Source organism: Pararhizobium sp. IMCC21322 (genome assembly GCF_030758295.1).
In the GTDB taxonomy this organism is placed as follows: domain Bacteria; phylum Pseudomonadota; class Alphaproteobacteria; order Rhizobiales.
In genome coordinates this window covers 4,835,128-4,850,653 of the sequence record NZ_CP132335.1, presented here as the reverse complement: position 1 = coordinate 4,850,653, position 15,526 = coordinate 4,835,128, and the positions used below count along the sequence as shown (strand labels likewise).

Here is a 15,526-nt window from a genome sequence, read left to right as displayed (position 1 = left end):
GCATGACCGCACTTACTGCCGGGATCATTATTCTGCTTCTGGTCTTTCTCTTTCTGGGGATGGGCATCTGGGTGTTTGTCGGTCTGTTGCTGGTCTCCGTCACGTCGCAATTCTTCCTGTCGGGGTTTCCGCTCGACAAGATCGGCACCATCGCAGCGCGTATTTTGTTACGCAGCGCCAATTCCTGGGAGCTTTCAGCCATTCCCATGTTCATCTGGATGGGGGATATGATTTTTCGAACAGATATTTCCCAACGTCTGTTCAACGGGCTGGCGCCAATCGTCAACAAGATCCCGGGCAGATTGCTGCATACCAATGTGATCGGCTGCACATTGTTTGCCGCCGTGAGCGGATCCAGTACAGCGACCACAATCACTGTTGGAAAAATCTCACTCGGTGAGCTCGAGGCCCGTGGCTACAACAGGGGCATTTCAGTCGGGTCACTGGCCGGGGCGGGCAGTCTTGGGCTGTTGATCCCGCCATCGATTGTGATGATCGTTTATGGCATTCTGGCCGAAGTTTCGATTATTGCGATCTTTGCGGCCGGTATTCTGCCCGGCTTGATGATTGCCGGGCTTTATTCCACTTACATTGCTGTGCGGGCCACCATGAACCCGGAATTGACCGGAGTTCACGATCCTGACAACCCCATACCGCCGGTCACATGGCGGTGTTTTGTTGATTTGCTGCCGGTCTTCATACTGATCGGCATTGTTCTGGGCGCTATCTATTCCGGCATTGCAACTCCGTCAGAAGCTGCTGCCATTGGTGTTGTTGCAACTTTGATCGTTACGATCTGTATTGGTCAGTTTTCGTTTCGGATTGCCATGGATTCCTTGCAAAGCGCAGTGCGCATGTCGGCCATGGTTGTCACGCTGGTTCTGGCGGCAGCACTTCTGTCGACCACGATGGGCTATCTGCAATTGCCGCAGAGCGTTGCCGGCTTTATCGCGGGTCTGGAATTATCGCCATATGGTTTGATCGTTGCTCTGGCCGCTTTCTACATTCTGCTGGGCATGTTCCTTGAGGGCATATCGATTACGGTCATGACCCTTCCAATCACGTTGCCTTTGATTGTTCAGGCCGGGTTCGATCCATTGTGGTTCGGGATTTTTCTGATCCTCATGGTCGAACTTGCCACGATCACGCCACCAGTTGGCTTCAATTTGTTTGTCCTTCAGGGACTGACCAATCATTCCATTGGTCAGGTTGCAAAAGTGTCAGCTCCATTCTTCGTATTGATGTGCATCGGCGTGGTACTGCTGACGGCGTTTCCTCAGATCGCTCTATGGCTGCCCCAACATTTGTCGGGGAGGTGACCATGGTTCAAACATCCACTGACACATTTGAAAAATTGCGCTCGCTGACCCTTGCCGTAGCTGTTGCACCAACTGCGAACCATGTCTGGCAAATCGCCGATGAGGCGTTTTCCCAGATGCTGGGTCAGTTGATGTTCACTGTGCTGGAGCATGTTCCGGCGAGTGGCGAAGTGGCGCGGCTTTATTCAAATCGTCCCGATGCGTATCCGGTGGGCGGGCGGAAACCGATGGGGGAAACCCCTTGGGGTGATCTGGTTCTGACCAGAGGGCAGCCATGGCTGGGGCAAGATGCGGATGCTATCCGGTGGGCCTATTTTGACCATGAGATTCTGATTGGCATGGGGTTTGAGACGGCCATCAATTTACCGATGGTAAGCGCCGGTAAAACGCTGATCACACTGAACCTCACCGCTGGACCCGGTCACTACACACAATCACATCTGGAACTGGGGCAGGTCATAGCTGGTCTTCTCAGCCCGGCACTTCTTCTCGAGTAATCACTTTCATTGAATCGAGGCATTTTTGAATGACGCAGAACATGCAAACAGTAACCCTTAAAAACGCAAACATTCTGGACGCGGCAGCGGGTGCGTTGCTCGGCGAGCACAATGTTTTCATCGAAGGTGGTTTCATCCGGGAAATCTCAACCGGGCCGGTGACCGAAGGTGACAAGGTTCTGGAGCTGAAAGGGCGTACATTGATGCCGGGCCTGTGCGATGGCCATGTGCATGTTGTGGCTGCCACCGCAAGCTTTCCTGACCTGATGCGCTGGTCGCCGATGTATGTAACAGCGCGGGCGGGTCAGATTCTGTCTGGCATGCTGTCGCGTGGATTTACCACAGTGCGCGACTGCGGCGGGGCGGACTTTGGAATTGCGCAGGCTGTTGCGGAAGGATATCTGATCGGTCCACGCGTCCTTTTTGCGGGCCACGCCATTTCACAGACCGGCGGCCATGGTGACATGCGAGACAAAAACGAGGACGTTGACAGCTGTACCTGTTGTGCGGGCCTAGGCCGGATTGCAGACGGCGTGCCGGAAGTGCGGCGGGCCTGCCGTGAAGAAATTCGCAAGGGTGCGGACTTCATCAAGATCATGGCATCGGGCGGTGTTGCATCACCGACCGATCGCATTTCAAGCACACAATTTGCTCTGGATGAAGTGACAGCAGCTGTCGAAGAGGCCGAGGCTGCAGAGACATATGTTGCTGCCCATGTCTATACGGCGCGTGCTGCTAACCGCGTTCTGGAATGCGGTGTGCGTTCCATTGAACATGGCAATCTGATTGACGACAGCACCATCGACTTGCTGCTGGAAAAAGACGCGTTTCTGGTGCCTACCATGTCCACCCACGCGGTGCTTGCCACCGAAGGCGTCGCCGGCGGAATGCCGCAACAAATGTGTGACAAGGTTCATGAGATTGTCGATGCTGGCCGCATTACTCATGCGCACGCTCATTCGCGCGGCGTGAAAATGGTGTTTGGCACCGATCTGCTGGGGCCAATGCATCGCCATCAATTGCTTGAATTCAAGATCCGCAGCGAATTTCAAACCCCGGCGGAAGTTATTCGCTCGGCCACGACCACGGCAGCTGACTTGTTTCAGATGACCGGTGAGGTTGGCGTCGTGGCCGTTGATGCCCATGCCGATCTGATCGCGCTTCAGGGCAATCCGCTGGAAGACATTGAAATACTTCAGGACCCGGATCGTTATCTCGATCTGGTCATGAAGGGCGGAAACCTGTTCAAAGAGCGGCTGTAACAAAAATCGTTACGAGCCACCATTATCTGTGAATATGCGAGCCATAGCGACCTAACACTTCGAAATCCCGTTCGTTTTGGTCACTTTGATGGCCCCTGCAGCACTGATTGGTTGCAGCAAGCGCTTTGATAATGCTGGTTTGCAGTATATGGGGTGAATCAACCGGCGTGTCCTGTCTGCCTGCCGCAGTCAGGAATAATCACACAGGAGGCTTACTTGTCGCAATTAGAGCAAGTTTCAATTGAGTCCGGGCCCGGAACGGGAAAGGGACGTAAGATGTCGACCGCGACAGGGCGCAAAAGTCAGGCTGAACGATCCGCCCGTATGCAGGAGAGAATCCTGACGGCTACTTTGGACTGCATTCACAATTATGGGTTTCAGAATGTATCCACCAATGTTGTGGTGCGCCACGCCAAAATTTCCCGCGGTGCTTTGTTACATCACTTTCCAACCAAAGAATCTCTGATTGCGGCATCGGTCGAATTGCTGCTGGAGGAGGAAATCGCGTTGGTGCGTGAAAAGGCGGGCGCCTATCACAATCATGAACTCACCATTGATGACTTTGTTGATTTTCTCTGGGAGCGGTTTTCGGGACGTCTGTTCATGATCACGATTGACTTCCTGTCTTCTGCGCGCACAGATCCTGCTTTGAGAGAAGCAATTTTGCCGCACAGTCTGGGTTTCCATAAATCCCTGAATGAAATCTGGTCGCAATTTTTCGCCATCAAGGGCAGCCAGCCTGCCGAGATTGAGTTGTTGCTCAATACGACGCTGTGTTTGATGCGTGGCATGGGTGTGCAGACGATTGTGCGGTCAGACAGTCAATATTTCGATTCAATCACCGATTATTGGAAGCGTCTTTTGCGTGAGACGCTTAAAGATGCAGTGCCAATGCCCGCGATCAGGGTTGTGAAGTAACTGTATCTGTCGGCTGTTTTACGCTGATCAAAAATGATCCCTCGCGCCACTTCGAAACCTAGTCAATCCGGTCAAGCGGCTCTTCTGGCAGCGATGATTTTTTCGGCAATCTCAACAAATCCTTCGCCGCCCTTGTGGCTGGCAACCCATGTCGGCTCAGCGGGCAGGGCTCCATTGAAATCCATGACATTTGCGACGCCGCAAGACTGGTTGAAAGCGGCAAACATGGGGGCATCATTCGGGCTGTCCCCGACAAATACGAAGGCGTCGTTCTGGGTGTCGATATCCATACCAAGCCGGTCCTTCACAAAGGCGCGCGACATGGACATTTTGTCGTAATTTCCGAACCAGCCATTCACATGAATGGACGAGATTTTGGCAACACCACCCTCTTCTTCAAAGATTTCTTTGATGCGCTTGACGTCAGCCTCATTCAGGGCCGGGACATCTTCGCAAAAATCCACAGCAAGATCAGCCATGCGGAAAGGCTGGTCGGCTGAAATATCCGCGCCGGGGACTTCTGTTTTCAGGCGCTCCCTGATGCGGTCAAAGCGGGCCGGATTGTTGATGTGTTCTTCCATTGCCGGATGATATTTGCGGATCATCTGACGGGTATTCGCATCATAGGAATAGTAAAATGCACCATTTTCGCCAATGACCCCGTCAACGGGCCAGAAGCGAGCGATCATATCGCACCAGCCGGCGGGACGTCCGGTTACCGGGGCGACTTTGATGCCAATATTTTTCAGCGCTTCCAAAGCGCCATAGGCGCGGGCTGTCAAACGCCCCTCTGTTGTGATGGTGTCGTCAATATCCGCCAGCACAACCTGTATCTTGGCTGCAACATGGTCTGGCATCGCGCCAATATTTTTCATGGTTCAGGTCTCTCTGGCAGCTATGGTTTGAAGCTGGCCAGTGTGATCAGCAATGTCAGTGAATGAAAAGCGATTGCGCATTTCATGGGCATGGCACACAGCCTCGCGATAGAAATCCACATCCAGACCAAGCTCTTTGGCAGTGGTTGGTGCGCTGGACATCGCGAGCAGGTTTTGCAGGGTTTCGACGGGAACGGCGATATCCAGACATTGCTGCCGCAACTCCGGCCATATTTGCTCCAGTTTCGTGTTCACCGCATCCACGGCCTGAGCGTCAAATGCTTTCTTGTTCAACTCGTCCAGACATTGGGTCGCGACATCTGTACCCATGCGCGCCACCATGCTGTCAAAGTCGATTTTGGTGGGTGCCATTTCCGGCGCGCTGTCGGAGGACAACAGAGCCGACTGGATGCGTGCCATGGTCAGCGTTGCCACACCAACCTGCTGCCCGTGCAAGGAGCCTGGATGGCGATCACCGGCAAAGCAGTCGATATAGTGGGAAATCTGATGCTCGCCCATTGAACCGTGATTGGAAATCTTGGTGAAAGAGATGCCAAGGCCACACAAGGTGAGAACACGGAAGAGATAGCCAACGGCCTCCAGATCACCCTCTGCAATGCCCTTGGCACGTTGCATCAGCTGTATTTCATCCGGAATTTCGATGACATAGGGATCGTGATAATAGACGGTGCCCAAAAGCCGGTGCGACATCCACCAGTCGATCTGCGCAACCGGACGGCACAGGCAATCGCCAAAGCCGGCAGCGTTAAGATAGGTGGGGGCTGCTGCGCACACTTCCAAATCAACAAAGAAGCCTGCTGGCACCTGAGCTGGCAATGACACCTTTAATCCGCTGTCCAGCGTTATGGACGCCGTAGAAGATGTGTAGCCGTTCATTGAACCGGCTGTTGCAAAAACGGTGTAGCTGCGGTTGTTCTGAAATGTGGCGTATTTCGTCAGATCATTGATGGTTCCCGACCCAACGGCGACCGCCGATTTAAAGTCCTTCAGCTTTTCCGTCAGATCGCGGACACCTGCCATGTCGGCATGAGGGTTATCGAGAATGATTTCGGTCACGGGACCAATTTCAGCCAGTGCCCGGGCAACGCGTTCTCCCATGGCCTTATGGGTGCTGGCATCACACACCACAGCAAAGGGTGGCTCAAAGCCCAAACTGGTAACCAGTTCAGCTTCCTTACCTTTCAAGGATGGCTCCATGACGATCTTGTCATAGGGCGCAGCAGGGTATTGTTTGCCATTGAGAGGGCTGATCCAGCGCCCGTCGCAAATGTCATCAATCAGGTGGGTCCAGCCTTTTTCGCCGGGTATTATATTTGGCATTATGGTCATGTAAAATCCATCATCATGTTTTTACATTTTCAATATGTGATTAGCATTTGTCAAGGTTGGAGGATTCGTTTCAACGTGCTATTTGGTTGAAAAGTGGCGTTTAGTTAGGGTCTGGCGAGGATTTTTAAAATGGCGAAACGTGTGCCAGCCGGTTTTGCGGGTGATCTGCTTTTGTGGACTGCGTGGCTCTATCATGTAGAGGGGCTCACTCAAAACGATATCGCTGAAGAATTGGAAGTCAGCCGCCAGACAGTTGCAAATTACCTGAATGAAGCCGTCGCGAAAGACATGGTTCGGGTCGAGTTACGGCCCGATATTCTGTCGCGACAGACCTCCGCCACCGCATTGGCCGAATTGTATGGCCTTGAAGCTGTTCATATTGTGCCAACGCCAAAATCCGAGAGCCAGTTGTTCAAGCGGTTGGGCCACGCCGGTGGGCAGGTGCTTAACAGCCTTGTGCGCAATGGTGACACGATTGGCGTTGCTTTCGGGCGAACCATATTTCGCGTTGGCATGCTGATGCCCAGTTCCAACCAGCCAAAAACGACGGTGGTGCAAGTCGCTGGATGTTCACTTGGCGGGTCCGATACCTCGCCGGAAGCCTGTGCGTCACTCATCGCAGGCAAACTATCGGCTGAATGCGTGAATTTGTTTGCGCCAGCCTATTTGTCCACCGAATCCCTAGCCAGGGACTTGCTGGCAGAACCCACTCTGCAGCGACAGTTCAGACTGTTCAACGAAACCGATTTGATGATTTTTGGTATCGGAGAGTTGAACAAACATACGCGGTTTTATCTCAACGAAGAGTACTTCTACAATGATGATCTGCGTGACCACTACATGAAGCTTGGCGCTGCCAGTGTGGTTATGGGACGCTTTATCGACGCTGAGGGGAATGAAATTGATGGCCCGTTGCTGAACAGAACTGTTGCCATCGATCTGAAGACAGCCCGGTCTATTCCCATACGTCTGGCTGTTTGTGGCGGGAAGGATAAGATTGAAGCTGCTGCTGCTGCCCTGCGCGGCGGCTTTGCAACCCATCTGGTGACCGACGAGCAGACAGCCAAGCGCTTGTTGAAGGCAAAAAAATAAGACCGGATTCTGTGGAGGAATATATGGCGGAAAGATTGATTATCGGTCTCGACAGTTCGACCCAATCTACCAAGGCAATTGCATGGACGAAGTCGGGTGAGATCGTGGCGGAGGGACGCGCCGACATCCCCATGCAGACATCTCAGAAGGACTATTGTGAGCAGGACCCGAATGATTGGTGGGATACCACCGTTACGGCGCTGAACCAATTGGCGCAGCAGATTGACGTGTCGCTGGTTGATGGGTTGGCAATTTCAAACCAACGCGAAACCATCGGCTTTTTTGATGCGGAGCTGAATTCTGTACACCCGGCCATGGTATGGCTCGACAGCCGTTCCGGCCTGGAGGCTGACGAGTTGTCCGAACGCGTTGGCCGTGAGCGTCTGCACACCATCAGCGGAAAACCAAAAGACATCATCCCCAGCAATTCCAGCGTCATGTGGGTGCGAAAAAACCGCCCGGACGTTTTCAACGCTGCGAGCCAGGTGCGCGAAGTTGGAAGCTATCTGCATTGGCATCTTGCAGGCGTGAATGCGGTGAGTTGGGCCAGTGCCGACCCGTCCGGGATGTTTGATATCGAGCGCAAGGAATGGTCCGATGAAATCCTGGCGGTTGTCGGTGTCACACGAGATCAGTTTGCCAAACCGGTCCCCCCGGGCACGCTAGTTGGCGGGCTTACGGACGCTGCTGCAGAGGCAACGGGTCTGAAGGCGGGCACTCCGATCTTTGCAGGCGCAGGGGATGGGCAATGTGCCGGACTGGGCGTGGATGCGGCCAAAGAAGGGCGGGTTTATCTGAATCTGGGCACAGCTGTTGTCACCGGGCTATGGTCGAAGACGCCAAATATATCGAATTCATGGCGCACCATGTTATCACCCACCGGGGATGGCTATTTTCTGGAAGGTGTTATGCGCGGGGGTACCTATTTCCTCGACTGGATGGTGAAGCATTACATTGCACCCGATGAGGGCAATGCTGCTCACGAAGCCTTGCATGCAAAAGCATTGGAGCTGCCTGTCGGGTCTGACGGTCTTATGGTCTGTCCCTATCTATCGGGTTGCATGAACCCTTTTTGGGACGCGAATGCCAAAGCTGCGATTTACGGCATCAGTCCAGCACATGACACATCCTATCTCTATCGCGCATCGATGGAGGGGCTAACCGGGGAGGTTGCCCGCACCATTTTTGATATGCGCGATCAGGGCCTGAAAGTAACCGAGATAATCGGTGTGGGGGGCGGTGCAAATTCACCGCTGTGGCGACAGATGCTGGTGGATGCAACGGGTATTCCGCTGACCTTAAGCAAGTCACTGGAGGCTTCGTCTCTTGGTGCCGCCATGATTGCGGCTGTGGGAACTGGTTGGTTTGAGAGTTTTGACGAAGCGTCACAAGCCATGAGCGCAACAGGCGAAACCTATCATCCGGACCCTGTTGCCCACAAAGAGTGGAAAGTGCTTCTGGAACGCCAGCAGACATTCAACGCGTTTTGCTGCCACAATGAGACACTGTCCTGATATCCTTCTCATGTGGGCGATCTTGCAAAAAAACCGACCCCACATTGTGGGGCCGATTACGTGAATTGACGGTTGCGGGCTAACGTACCATTGCCGCCACATTGCCACCGTCAACGGTCAGCACCGCACCACTGGTTTTGGTGGCCTTGACCAGATGGAGGAATGCATCAGCCACATCCTGCGTTGTTACTTCACGCTTGAGCAGATTGCCGCGCATATATTCGTGAGGTGTGATGCCTCGTGCATTGGCACGCTCGGCGATGAAATCGTCGGTCAGCAGATTAGTGCGAATGCGATCCGCATTAACTGCATTGGCGGTGATGCCGGAAGCGCCATGTTCAATGGCATATTGACGCATCAACGCCATAAGGGCTGATTTTGATGTGCCATAAGGTCCGAAATCAGGCCCGGGATTGAGAACCTGTTTTGTGACATTGAAGACAAGTGCGCCGCCACTGCGCTGGGCCTCCATCACCTTGACACAGGCTTTTGCCATGAAATGATGCCCCCAGAAATTCAGGGCAAAGGCTTTTTCAAACAGAGCCTGATCGACTTCCACCATGCGTCCCTGGAAGGCTGCACCGGCATTGGAAATCAACACATCGACCCCACCAAAGACATCAACCACAGAGTTGACGGCATCGTGGACCGCTGCCTCATTGGTGACGTCACATGTGACAGCCAGACCACCAATGCTTTTGGCAGCAGCCTGTGCAGCCTTTTCGTTAATGTCAAAAACCGCAACGGCTGCGCCTTCTCTGGCCAATGTTCTGGCAACTTCCAGACCGAGACCGCTGCCTGCGCCGGTCACAATCGCGACCTGACGTGTCAGCGGCTTTTCGACGGATTTGGCCAGCTTTGCCTGCTCTAGGGACCAGTATTCAATGTCGAACAGATCGTTTTCAGGCAAGGCGACGAATTTGCCGATGCCTTCGGCCATGGTGATCACATTCACCGTTGCCTCTGCAATGTCAGCACAGATGGCTGCCTCCTTGGCCGTTTTGCCGACGCCGAACAGACCAATACCTGGCACATAGATAATGCGTGGTGCCGGGTCGAGCATGGTCAGGCTGCCACCGTGGCGGCTGTTGTTGCGGTCAAAATAGGCTTTGTAGTCATCGGCAAAGCTTGCAAGCGCCGCTTCTGCGCCCTCACGAAAGGCGCTCAGTTCTCCGGTAATCGGGGCGGGAAGCACCGCCCCGAAACGCTTGATGCGGATCGAGTGGTCAGGGGCTGCATTGCCACGCATGGCATAATCAGATGCATTTTTTCCGTTTACGAAATGCAGGATCTGGTCACTTGCGCGGTGATCGAGAATCCATCGATCAGGCTTGCCTTCAATCTTGCCCTCTTGTGCCAGCAACCCGCGAATGATGGGCGCAATCTCGGCTTGTGCTGCCAATTTGGCTGGCAGGTCGATACCGGTGAAGGGTCTGGAGTTTCCTTTCTCCAGGCGTTTTTCAGCCATGTCCACCATGTTGATCATGTCGTCATAGGCCTGACGGGGATCATCATTATACGTGAAGATGCCGTGGTTCATCAGGATCATATGTTTGGAGTCTGGCTCTTTGAGCAAAGCTTGGCGGCAGACTTTGGACAGGATGAACCCTGGCATCACATATGGAATGATTGTTGTATCTGGAAATAGATCACGAATGATCGCATCGCCATCGGGCTGATTGGATAGCGCGATGATGGCATCGGCGTGGGTGTGGTCCACGTGTTTATGCGGCACTATGGCGTGCAACACAGCCTCAATTGACGGGTTGGGTGCATAGGGATCGATCAGCATGCGTCTTTGGGCGGCGACTAGGTTTTCATCGCTCAGGCTTTCCAGGTCGGCCAAAGCTGCCAGTGGTGCCAATTGGACGGCGGGGAGGCCAGCAGGTTCGATGACTCCCATATCCCAGCCGGAGCCTTTGACGCACAGCACTTCATATGTGTCACCAAGCGGATCGGTGACCGTAGTCTTGACGGATGTATTGCCGCCGCCATGCAGCACAAGGCGCGGTTCCTGACCCAGAATTCTGGTTGTGTAGGTGCGAATGGCAATGTCTTCGTTGATCCCGTCAGACCTGTATTGGTCGACAAGGGATTTCGCGTCGGCATCTGACCAGCGTGACTTCATGATGTGAGTGCTTTCCTGAGTGAGTTAAAACTTTTGACGTGTAGGCGTCAGGCAGATTTCCTGAACAAGGGCCTGCTGCGGCAATTGATAGGCGTTGAGAATGAGATCGGCCACGATGTCTGCGCCAATGCCGCCACCCATCTTCGCCTTGTTCTCCTTATAGGACGCTAAAGTCTGCTCATCCAGAACGCCGGACAGGACATCGGTTTCGATGACGCCCGGCGAGAGGACGATGACACGAACATTGTAATCCGACAGATATTCGCGCAGCGATTCCGACACGGCATGGACGAAATATTTGGTGCCGCAATACACAGTATGGTCCGCATAGACTTTACGCCCGGCAATTGAGCTCATCATAACCAGAGTACCCGTGCGCCGTTCCATCATGCCGTTCATGACAGCATGGACAGTGTTCATCACCCCCTTGGTGTTGATATCGATCATCTCGTCCCATTCTTCGGGCGGCTGACGTCCGATATCGGCAAGACGGGCAATCCCGGCATTCACAAACATCATATCAATCGGGCCGTGCGCCGCTTCGCCTTTGGCGACGGCCGCTGCAAGCTGCTTGCGATCGCGTACGTCAACTTCGGCAATAACCGAGTTGGGCAGGCCCATTTCTTCCATGGGCGCTGTGCGCCGCGCCATCATCAGGACAGGATGTCCAGCCTTTGAAAACGCTTCGGCGGTTGCAGCGCCGATACCGGAGCTCGCACCGGTCACAGCAATAAGTGGTTTTTTGGTCATGACAATATCTCCCATTTAATTCGGTGAAAAAGTGAAGGCGTGAATCGCATATTTGCAGGTCGCGACGGTCAGCGCAATTTCGCTTTTTCATGCCCATGTATCATACAATTTCAAAAGCGAAATTGCATTTGTATATTTCTAAAATCAATCGATATGTGATTTTTTTGATCGATAAAACTGAAATTTTGCGGAAAATACAGCATTAAAACACTTAAAATCAGCATCTTATAGAATTGTCATATTTTTTCATCAGAATTGAGAGACGCTATTGTAAGAGGCCGAACTGTTTGCTAATTTTCTCGGAGAGGAAAAATTGGAGGTGGCTGCCCTTTGTGGTTGGTTGGGTTAAACCTGCTGACACCAGCGCGCCATGAGTGATTTCTAAGTGAGCGAAGCAAAGATCAATCAACAGGACAGGCGCGGCGGTCGAAAGCTGCTGGCATTTCCACAGTGGCTGACATCTGAGCATCCGTTCCCCTGGCTTTTTCCTGCAACGGCCATGCTGGTTGTCTTCGGTATCTATCCGGTTCTCTATTCCTTGTGGCTGTCGTTTTTCAAACGTAACCCGGCCACGCGGGTCGAAAAGTTTCAGCCATCCTGGAACTGGTCCAAGTTAATTGAGGATGATCGGGTCTGGGATGCTGTAGTTGTCACCCTGACATACACGTCGGTTGCGCTCATAATTCAGCTTGCCCTTGGAATGCTGATCGCATTGTTGCTGGACAGTGACCGGCGCGGATTTGGTGTTTTACGGGCTTTGATGACCTTGCCGCTTGTGGTTCCGCCTGCTGTTACCGGGATGATGTTCCTGTTGATGTATGACGGCTCATTTGGCGTCATCAGCCACGTTCTCTATGATCTGGGGATCATCTCTCCCAATGCGCCTCTTCTGGCGACCGGTTCAACTGCATTGATGTCCGTCATCATCGTAGATGTTTGGCAATGGACGCCCTTTATGGTGCTGATCATGCTTGCAGGTCTGCGCGCATTGCCTAAGGACCCTTTTGAGGCGGCGGCCATTGATGGTGCCACAGATGTTCAGGCGTTTTTCCGCCTGACCCTGCCGATGATGTCAAAAATTATTGCGCTGGCGGTACTGATCCGCGGCATCGATCTGTTCCGTATTTATGACTATGTGAAAGTGATGACCGATAGCGGGCCGGGCACCGCAACTGAAACACTGACGGCTTATACCGGCACGGTTTATTTCAAAAGCGCTGACTTTCCCTATGCATCGACAGTGGCGATCTTCACGCTTCTGACGGTCCTGATTATTGCCAATGTGTTTATCAAGATTTTCAAGGTGCGATTCTGATGGAAAGCTCACGTTTCAGCATTTTTGCGCGCTACTCCCTCGCCATTGTGATTGTCGCACTGTTCGTGTTCCCGATTGCCTGGTTTGCGCTGACGTCCATCAAGCCGATTTCCGCGATCTTTGACAAGGACGGTGTTGTCGTCTTCGACTTCGTGCCGACTTACGAGAACTATCAGGTTACGTTGTTTGGCCAGCAATCCATTGATGTGAGCGAAAATTCCCGGTCGGACTTCGGCACAAGCGGTGGCAATTCCTATGATGGACGAGGCTCCATCATATCGTCGCTTATTGTTGCGATCGGGTCGACGATTCTGGCAACCGGGATTGGCATTCTGGCCGCGTATGGACTGTCCCGACTTCGGTTCCGCGGGTCTCAGGGCATGTTGCACTGGATTTTATCTCAGCGGTTTCTGCCGCCAATCGCCATTATCATTCCGATGGTGTTCATTTTCCGGGATCTTGGTTTGCGGGATACGCATCTGGGGCTGATCATCGCCCATACCTTGATCAATGTGCCGATTGCCGTCTTGCTGATGAAATCATTCATAGATGATATTCCGCGTGACATTGATGAAGCAGCGATGATTGACGGTGCCACGCGCTTGCAGGTTTTCTGGAAAGTCATCATGCCGATGGCCAAGGGCGGCATGGCGGCGACAGCGGTGCTCTGTTTCATCTTCTCCTGGACGGAGTTCCTGCTGTCACTGTTCCTGACCAGCTCGATCCGCACAATTCCGGTCAAAATCACAACGTTCGTAACGTCTACCGGGTCTGAGTGGGGCTATATTTCCGCGCTTGGCACATCGGCCATTATTCCAGGATTTATATTCATTCTGTTGGTCCAGAACCATTTGGTTCGCGGTCTGACTATGGGTGCAATCAAAGACTAGCTGCATGCCAAGCGGTGTGCAGGATGACGGCTCTAACATTGGAGGATACCATGAGCTTCAAAAACCACGACAGGCAGAAATTCATAATTGATACTGCCAACGCCTTTACAAACCGAAAGATGTCCAAACGAGACTTCCTGCGCAATATGGGGATGGCCGGTATCGGCATGTCCGCTTTTGCAACAGGTGTTATGGGTGGTTCACGGCCGTTTCACGGCAATATGGCCCATGCAGCAGCACATGGCGGCACACCGGAAGATGTTGCCAATTTCCTGCGTGAAGCTGGCAAGCCATTTGCCGGTACGACCATTCGCTATACGTCTGAATCAACACCGCCGACAGTTGTGCTGAATCAGCTGAAAAGTGAGTTCACCGAACTGACCGGTATCAATGTCGAAATCGAGATTGTCCCACTTGAGCAGGTGTTGGCAAAAGCCACACAGGATGTTCAGGGCGAACTTGGTACCTATGACATCTACTATCTTGATCAGGCCTGGACTGCGACATTTGCGCGGGACACGGTTGATCCGCGTGAATTGTACGAGTCCAAACCAGACCTTGCGATGCCTGACTTCGACTTTGATGATTTCTCGGCGCCTCTGGTCGAAGGCATCTCTCTTTATGACAATAAGTGGATCGGCCTGCCCTTTGACATTCCGATCTTCACATTGATGTATCGTAAGGATCTGCTTGAAAAACACGGTATTGCAGTGCCAACAACCTATGAGGAATTCACAGCTGCTGTTGAACTCATCACTGCTGCCGAAAAAGAAAATGGTATCTTCGGTACAGGTCTACAGGCCAAGTCTGGTCACTATTCTCTCGAGTGTGACTGGAGCCAGGCAGTTTGGGGACATGGCGGTTCTATCTTCGGTGCCGACAAGAAGTTCTCCGGCAATGATTCTGCAGGCGTTGAAGGCCTGGAGTGGTACATGCGGATGCTGAACAATGCACCGGCCAACTCTGTCGCATCCACATGGGATGGACAGTGGCAGATGGGTGCATCCGGTCAGGTTGCAATGGTACAGAGCTGGGCAGAATTCTTCCCAGGCTGGAATGCCGATGATTCTGAAGTGAAGGGCCTTTGGGAAATGACCCGGCCATTGCAGGGACCCTCAACTTTGCGGGGTCGTGACATGGCTGGATTTGGCGAGATTCCAAACTGGGGTCACCAGGGTGGTTCCAGCATTGCGCTGTCCCGCTATTCCAAAAACCAGGATGCAGCATGGCTGTTCCTGCAATGGGCCTGCTCCAAGGACATCATGACACGATGCACCCTTGCAGGCGGCTTTGCGCCAATGCGTAACTCCTCCTACACAGATCCACGGATCGTGGAACGCAAGGACCGCGTCGGTTCAGGCACAACACGTCACCTTGATACAGTGAAATGGACCATCGACAATGTGATGGCATCCGAGCCGGATGTTGCCATCTGGGCCGGTGTTGCCAACAATGAAATCCCAACCGAGCTTGGCAAATTGCTGACCGGTCAGGATTACGATGGCAATGCGCAAGCCTGTATGGACCAGATCGCCAAACTGGTTGATCAGAAAGTAAAAGACGCCGATCTTCTTTAGGCGCTAGATCCTTCTGTCGAAAACTGTCACCCGGCCTGA

13 protein-coding genes are annotated in these 15,526 nt (G+C 53.0%); 9 read left to right on the top strand and 4 right to left on the bottom strand.

Annotated elements, in window-relative coordinates; all coding sequences use genetic code 11:
- The first annotated feature begins 2 nt into the window (after window positions 1–2).
- The 4 genes from RAL91_RS23040 (at window position 3) to RAL91_RS23025 (ending at window position 3,996) form a co-directional block, all read left to right on the top strand.
- The gene (locus RAL91_RS23040; RefSeq protein WP_306258573.1) at window positions 3–1,319 is read left to right on the top strand and encodes a TRAP transporter large permease; all 1,317 of its coding nucleotides are present in this window, start codon (window positions 3–5) and stop codon (window positions 1,317–1,319) included.
- A gap of 2 nt (window positions 1,320–1,321) precedes the next feature.
- A complete protein-coding gene (locus tag RAL91_RS23035) occupies window positions 1,322–1,816 on the top strand; it encodes a GAF domain-containing protein (protein ID WP_306258572.1) in 495 nt (164 codons plus the stop codon).
- A gap of 29 nt (window positions 1,817–1,845) precedes the next feature.
- The gene (locus RAL91_RS23030; protein WP_306258571.1) at window positions 1,846–3,078 is read left to right on the top strand and encodes an amidohydrolase family protein; all 1,233 of its coding nucleotides are present in this window, start codon (window positions 1,846–1,848) and stop codon (window positions 3,076–3,078) included.
- Between the two features lie 276 nt (window positions 3,079–3,354).
- Window positions 3,355–3,996, top strand: coding sequence for a TetR/AcrR family transcriptional regulator (locus tag RAL91_RS23025; RefSeq protein ID WP_306258570.1), 642 nt, complete (start codon window positions 3,355–3,357; stop codon window positions 3,994–3,996).
- Window positions 3,997–4,067: 71 nt separating this feature from the next.
- On the opposite strand, the gene RAL91_RS23020 is transcribed toward RAL91_RS23025, so the two are convergent.
- Window positions 4,068–4,871 (bottom strand): HAD-IIB family hydrolase, encoded by an 804-nt coding sequence (locus RAL91_RS23020; RefSeq protein WP_306258569.1) that lies wholly within the window; start codon window positions 4,869–4,871, stop codon window positions 4,068–4,070.
- A 3-nt stretch (window positions 4,872–4,874) separates the two neighbouring features.
- Window positions 4,875–6,221 (bottom strand): iron-containing alcohol dehydrogenase, encoded by a 1,347-nt coding sequence (locus RAL91_RS23015; RefSeq protein ID WP_306258568.1) that lies wholly within the window; start codon window positions 6,219–6,221, stop codon window positions 4,875–4,877.
- 129 nt (window positions 6,222–6,350) lie between these two features.
- Between RAL91_RS23015 and RAL91_RS23010 the strand changes: the two genes are divergently transcribed.
- Together RAL91_RS23010 and RAL91_RS23005 are read left to right on the top strand one after the other, a co-directional pair.
- Window positions 6,351–7,313, top strand: coding sequence for a sugar-binding transcriptional regulator (locus RAL91_RS23010; RefSeq protein WP_306258567.1), 963 nt, complete (start codon window positions 6,351–6,353; stop codon window positions 7,311–7,313).
- Window positions 7,314–7,336: 23 nt separating this feature from the next.
- Window positions 7,337–8,827 (top strand): FGGY-family carbohydrate kinase, encoded by a 1,491-nt coding sequence (locus RAL91_RS23005; RefSeq protein ID WP_306258566.1) that lies wholly within the window; start codon window positions 7,337–7,339, stop codon window positions 8,825–8,827.
- A gap of 79 nt (window positions 8,828–8,906) precedes the next feature.
- Here the strand turns inward: RAL91_RS23005 and RAL91_RS23000 are convergent, their stop codons facing one another.
- Both RAL91_RS23000 and RAL91_RS22995 read right to left on the bottom strand, forming a co-directional pair.
- Entirely contained in the window at window positions 8,907–10,955 is a 2,049-nt protein-coding gene (locus tag RAL91_RS23000; RefSeq protein ID WP_306258565.1) for a bifunctional aldolase/short-chain dehydrogenase, read from the bottom strand.
- 24 nt (window positions 10,956–10,979) lie between these two features.
- Window positions 10,980–11,705, bottom strand: a complete 726-nt coding sequence (locus tag RAL91_RS22995) for an SDR family oxidoreductase (RefSeq protein ID WP_306258564.1) — start codon at window positions 11,703–11,705, stop codon at window positions 10,980–10,982.
- Window positions 11,706–12,090: 385 nt separating this feature from the next.
- Here RAL91_RS22995 and RAL91_RS22990 point away from each other — a divergent pair, with 385 nt between their 5' ends.
- Genes RAL91_RS22990 through RAL91_RS22980 form a run of 3 tightly spaced genes read left to right on the top strand, consistent with a single transcriptional unit; the run spans window position 12,091 to window position 15,487 of the window.
- Window positions 12,091–13,020, top strand: a complete 930-nt coding sequence (locus RAL91_RS22990) for a carbohydrate ABC transporter permease (protein WP_306258563.1) — start codon at window positions 12,091–12,093, stop codon at window positions 13,018–13,020.
- A complete protein-coding gene (locus RAL91_RS22985; protein WP_306258562.1) occupies window positions 13,020–13,910 on the top strand; it encodes a carbohydrate ABC transporter permease in 891 nt (296 codons plus the stop codon). Before RAL91_RS22990 ends, RAL91_RS22985 begins: the two co-directional genes overlap by 1 nt.
- A gap of 50 nt (window positions 13,911–13,960) precedes the next feature.
- The gene (locus tag RAL91_RS22980) at window positions 13,961–15,487 is read left to right on the top strand and encodes an ABC transporter substrate-binding protein (RefSeq protein WP_306258561.1); all 1,527 of its coding nucleotides are present in this window, start codon (window positions 13,961–13,963) and stop codon (window positions 15,485–15,487) included.
- Window positions 15,488–15,526 lie beyond the last annotated feature (39 nt).

Bases quoted from the DNA above. Each gene is read 5' to 3' on its own strand.
- RAL91_RS23040 (WP_306258573.1), top strand. From the start codon at position 3: ATGACCGCACTTACTGCCGGGATCATTATTCTGCTTCTGGTCTTTCTC.
- RAL91_RS23035 (WP_306258572.1), top strand. From the start codon at position 1,322: ATGGTTCAAACATCCACTGACACATTTGAAAAATTGCGCTCGCTGACC.
- RAL91_RS23030 (WP_306258571.1), top strand. From the start codon at position 1,846: ATGACGCAGAACATGCAAACAGTAACCCTTAAAAACGCAAACATTCTG.
- RAL91_RS23025 (WP_306258570.1), top strand. From the start codon at position 3,355: ATGTCGACCGCGACAGGGCGCAAAAGTCAGGCTGAACGATCCGCCCGT.
- RAL91_RS23020 (WP_306258569.1), bottom strand. From the start codon at position 4,871: ATGAAAAATATTGGCGCGATGCCAGACCATGTTGCAGCCAAGATACAG.
- RAL91_RS23015 (WP_306258568.1), bottom strand. From the start codon at position 6,221: ATGACCATAATGCCAAATATAATACCCGGCGAAAAAGGCTGGACCCAC.
- RAL91_RS23010 (WP_306258567.1), top strand. From the start codon at position 6,351: ATGGCGAAACGTGTGCCAGCCGGTTTTGCGGGTGATCTGCTTTTGTGG.
- RAL91_RS23005 (WP_306258566.1), top strand. From the start codon at position 7,337: ATGGCGGAAAGATTGATTATCGGTCTCGACAGTTCGACCCAATCTACC.
- RAL91_RS23000 (WP_306258565.1), bottom strand. From the start codon at position 10,955: ATGAAGTCACGCTGGTCAGATGCCGACGCGAAATCCCTTGTCGACCAA.
- RAL91_RS22995 (WP_306258564.1), bottom strand. From the start codon at position 11,705: ATGACCAAAAAACCACTTATTGCTGTGACCGGTGCGAGCTCCGGTATC.
- RAL91_RS22985 (WP_306258562.1), top strand. From the start codon at position 13,020: ATGGAAAGCTCACGTTTCAGCATTTTTGCGCGCTACTCCCTCGCCATT.
- RAL91_RS22980 (WP_306258561.1), top strand. From the start codon at position 13,961: ATGAGCTTCAAAAACCACGACAGGCAGAAATTCATAATTGATACTGCC.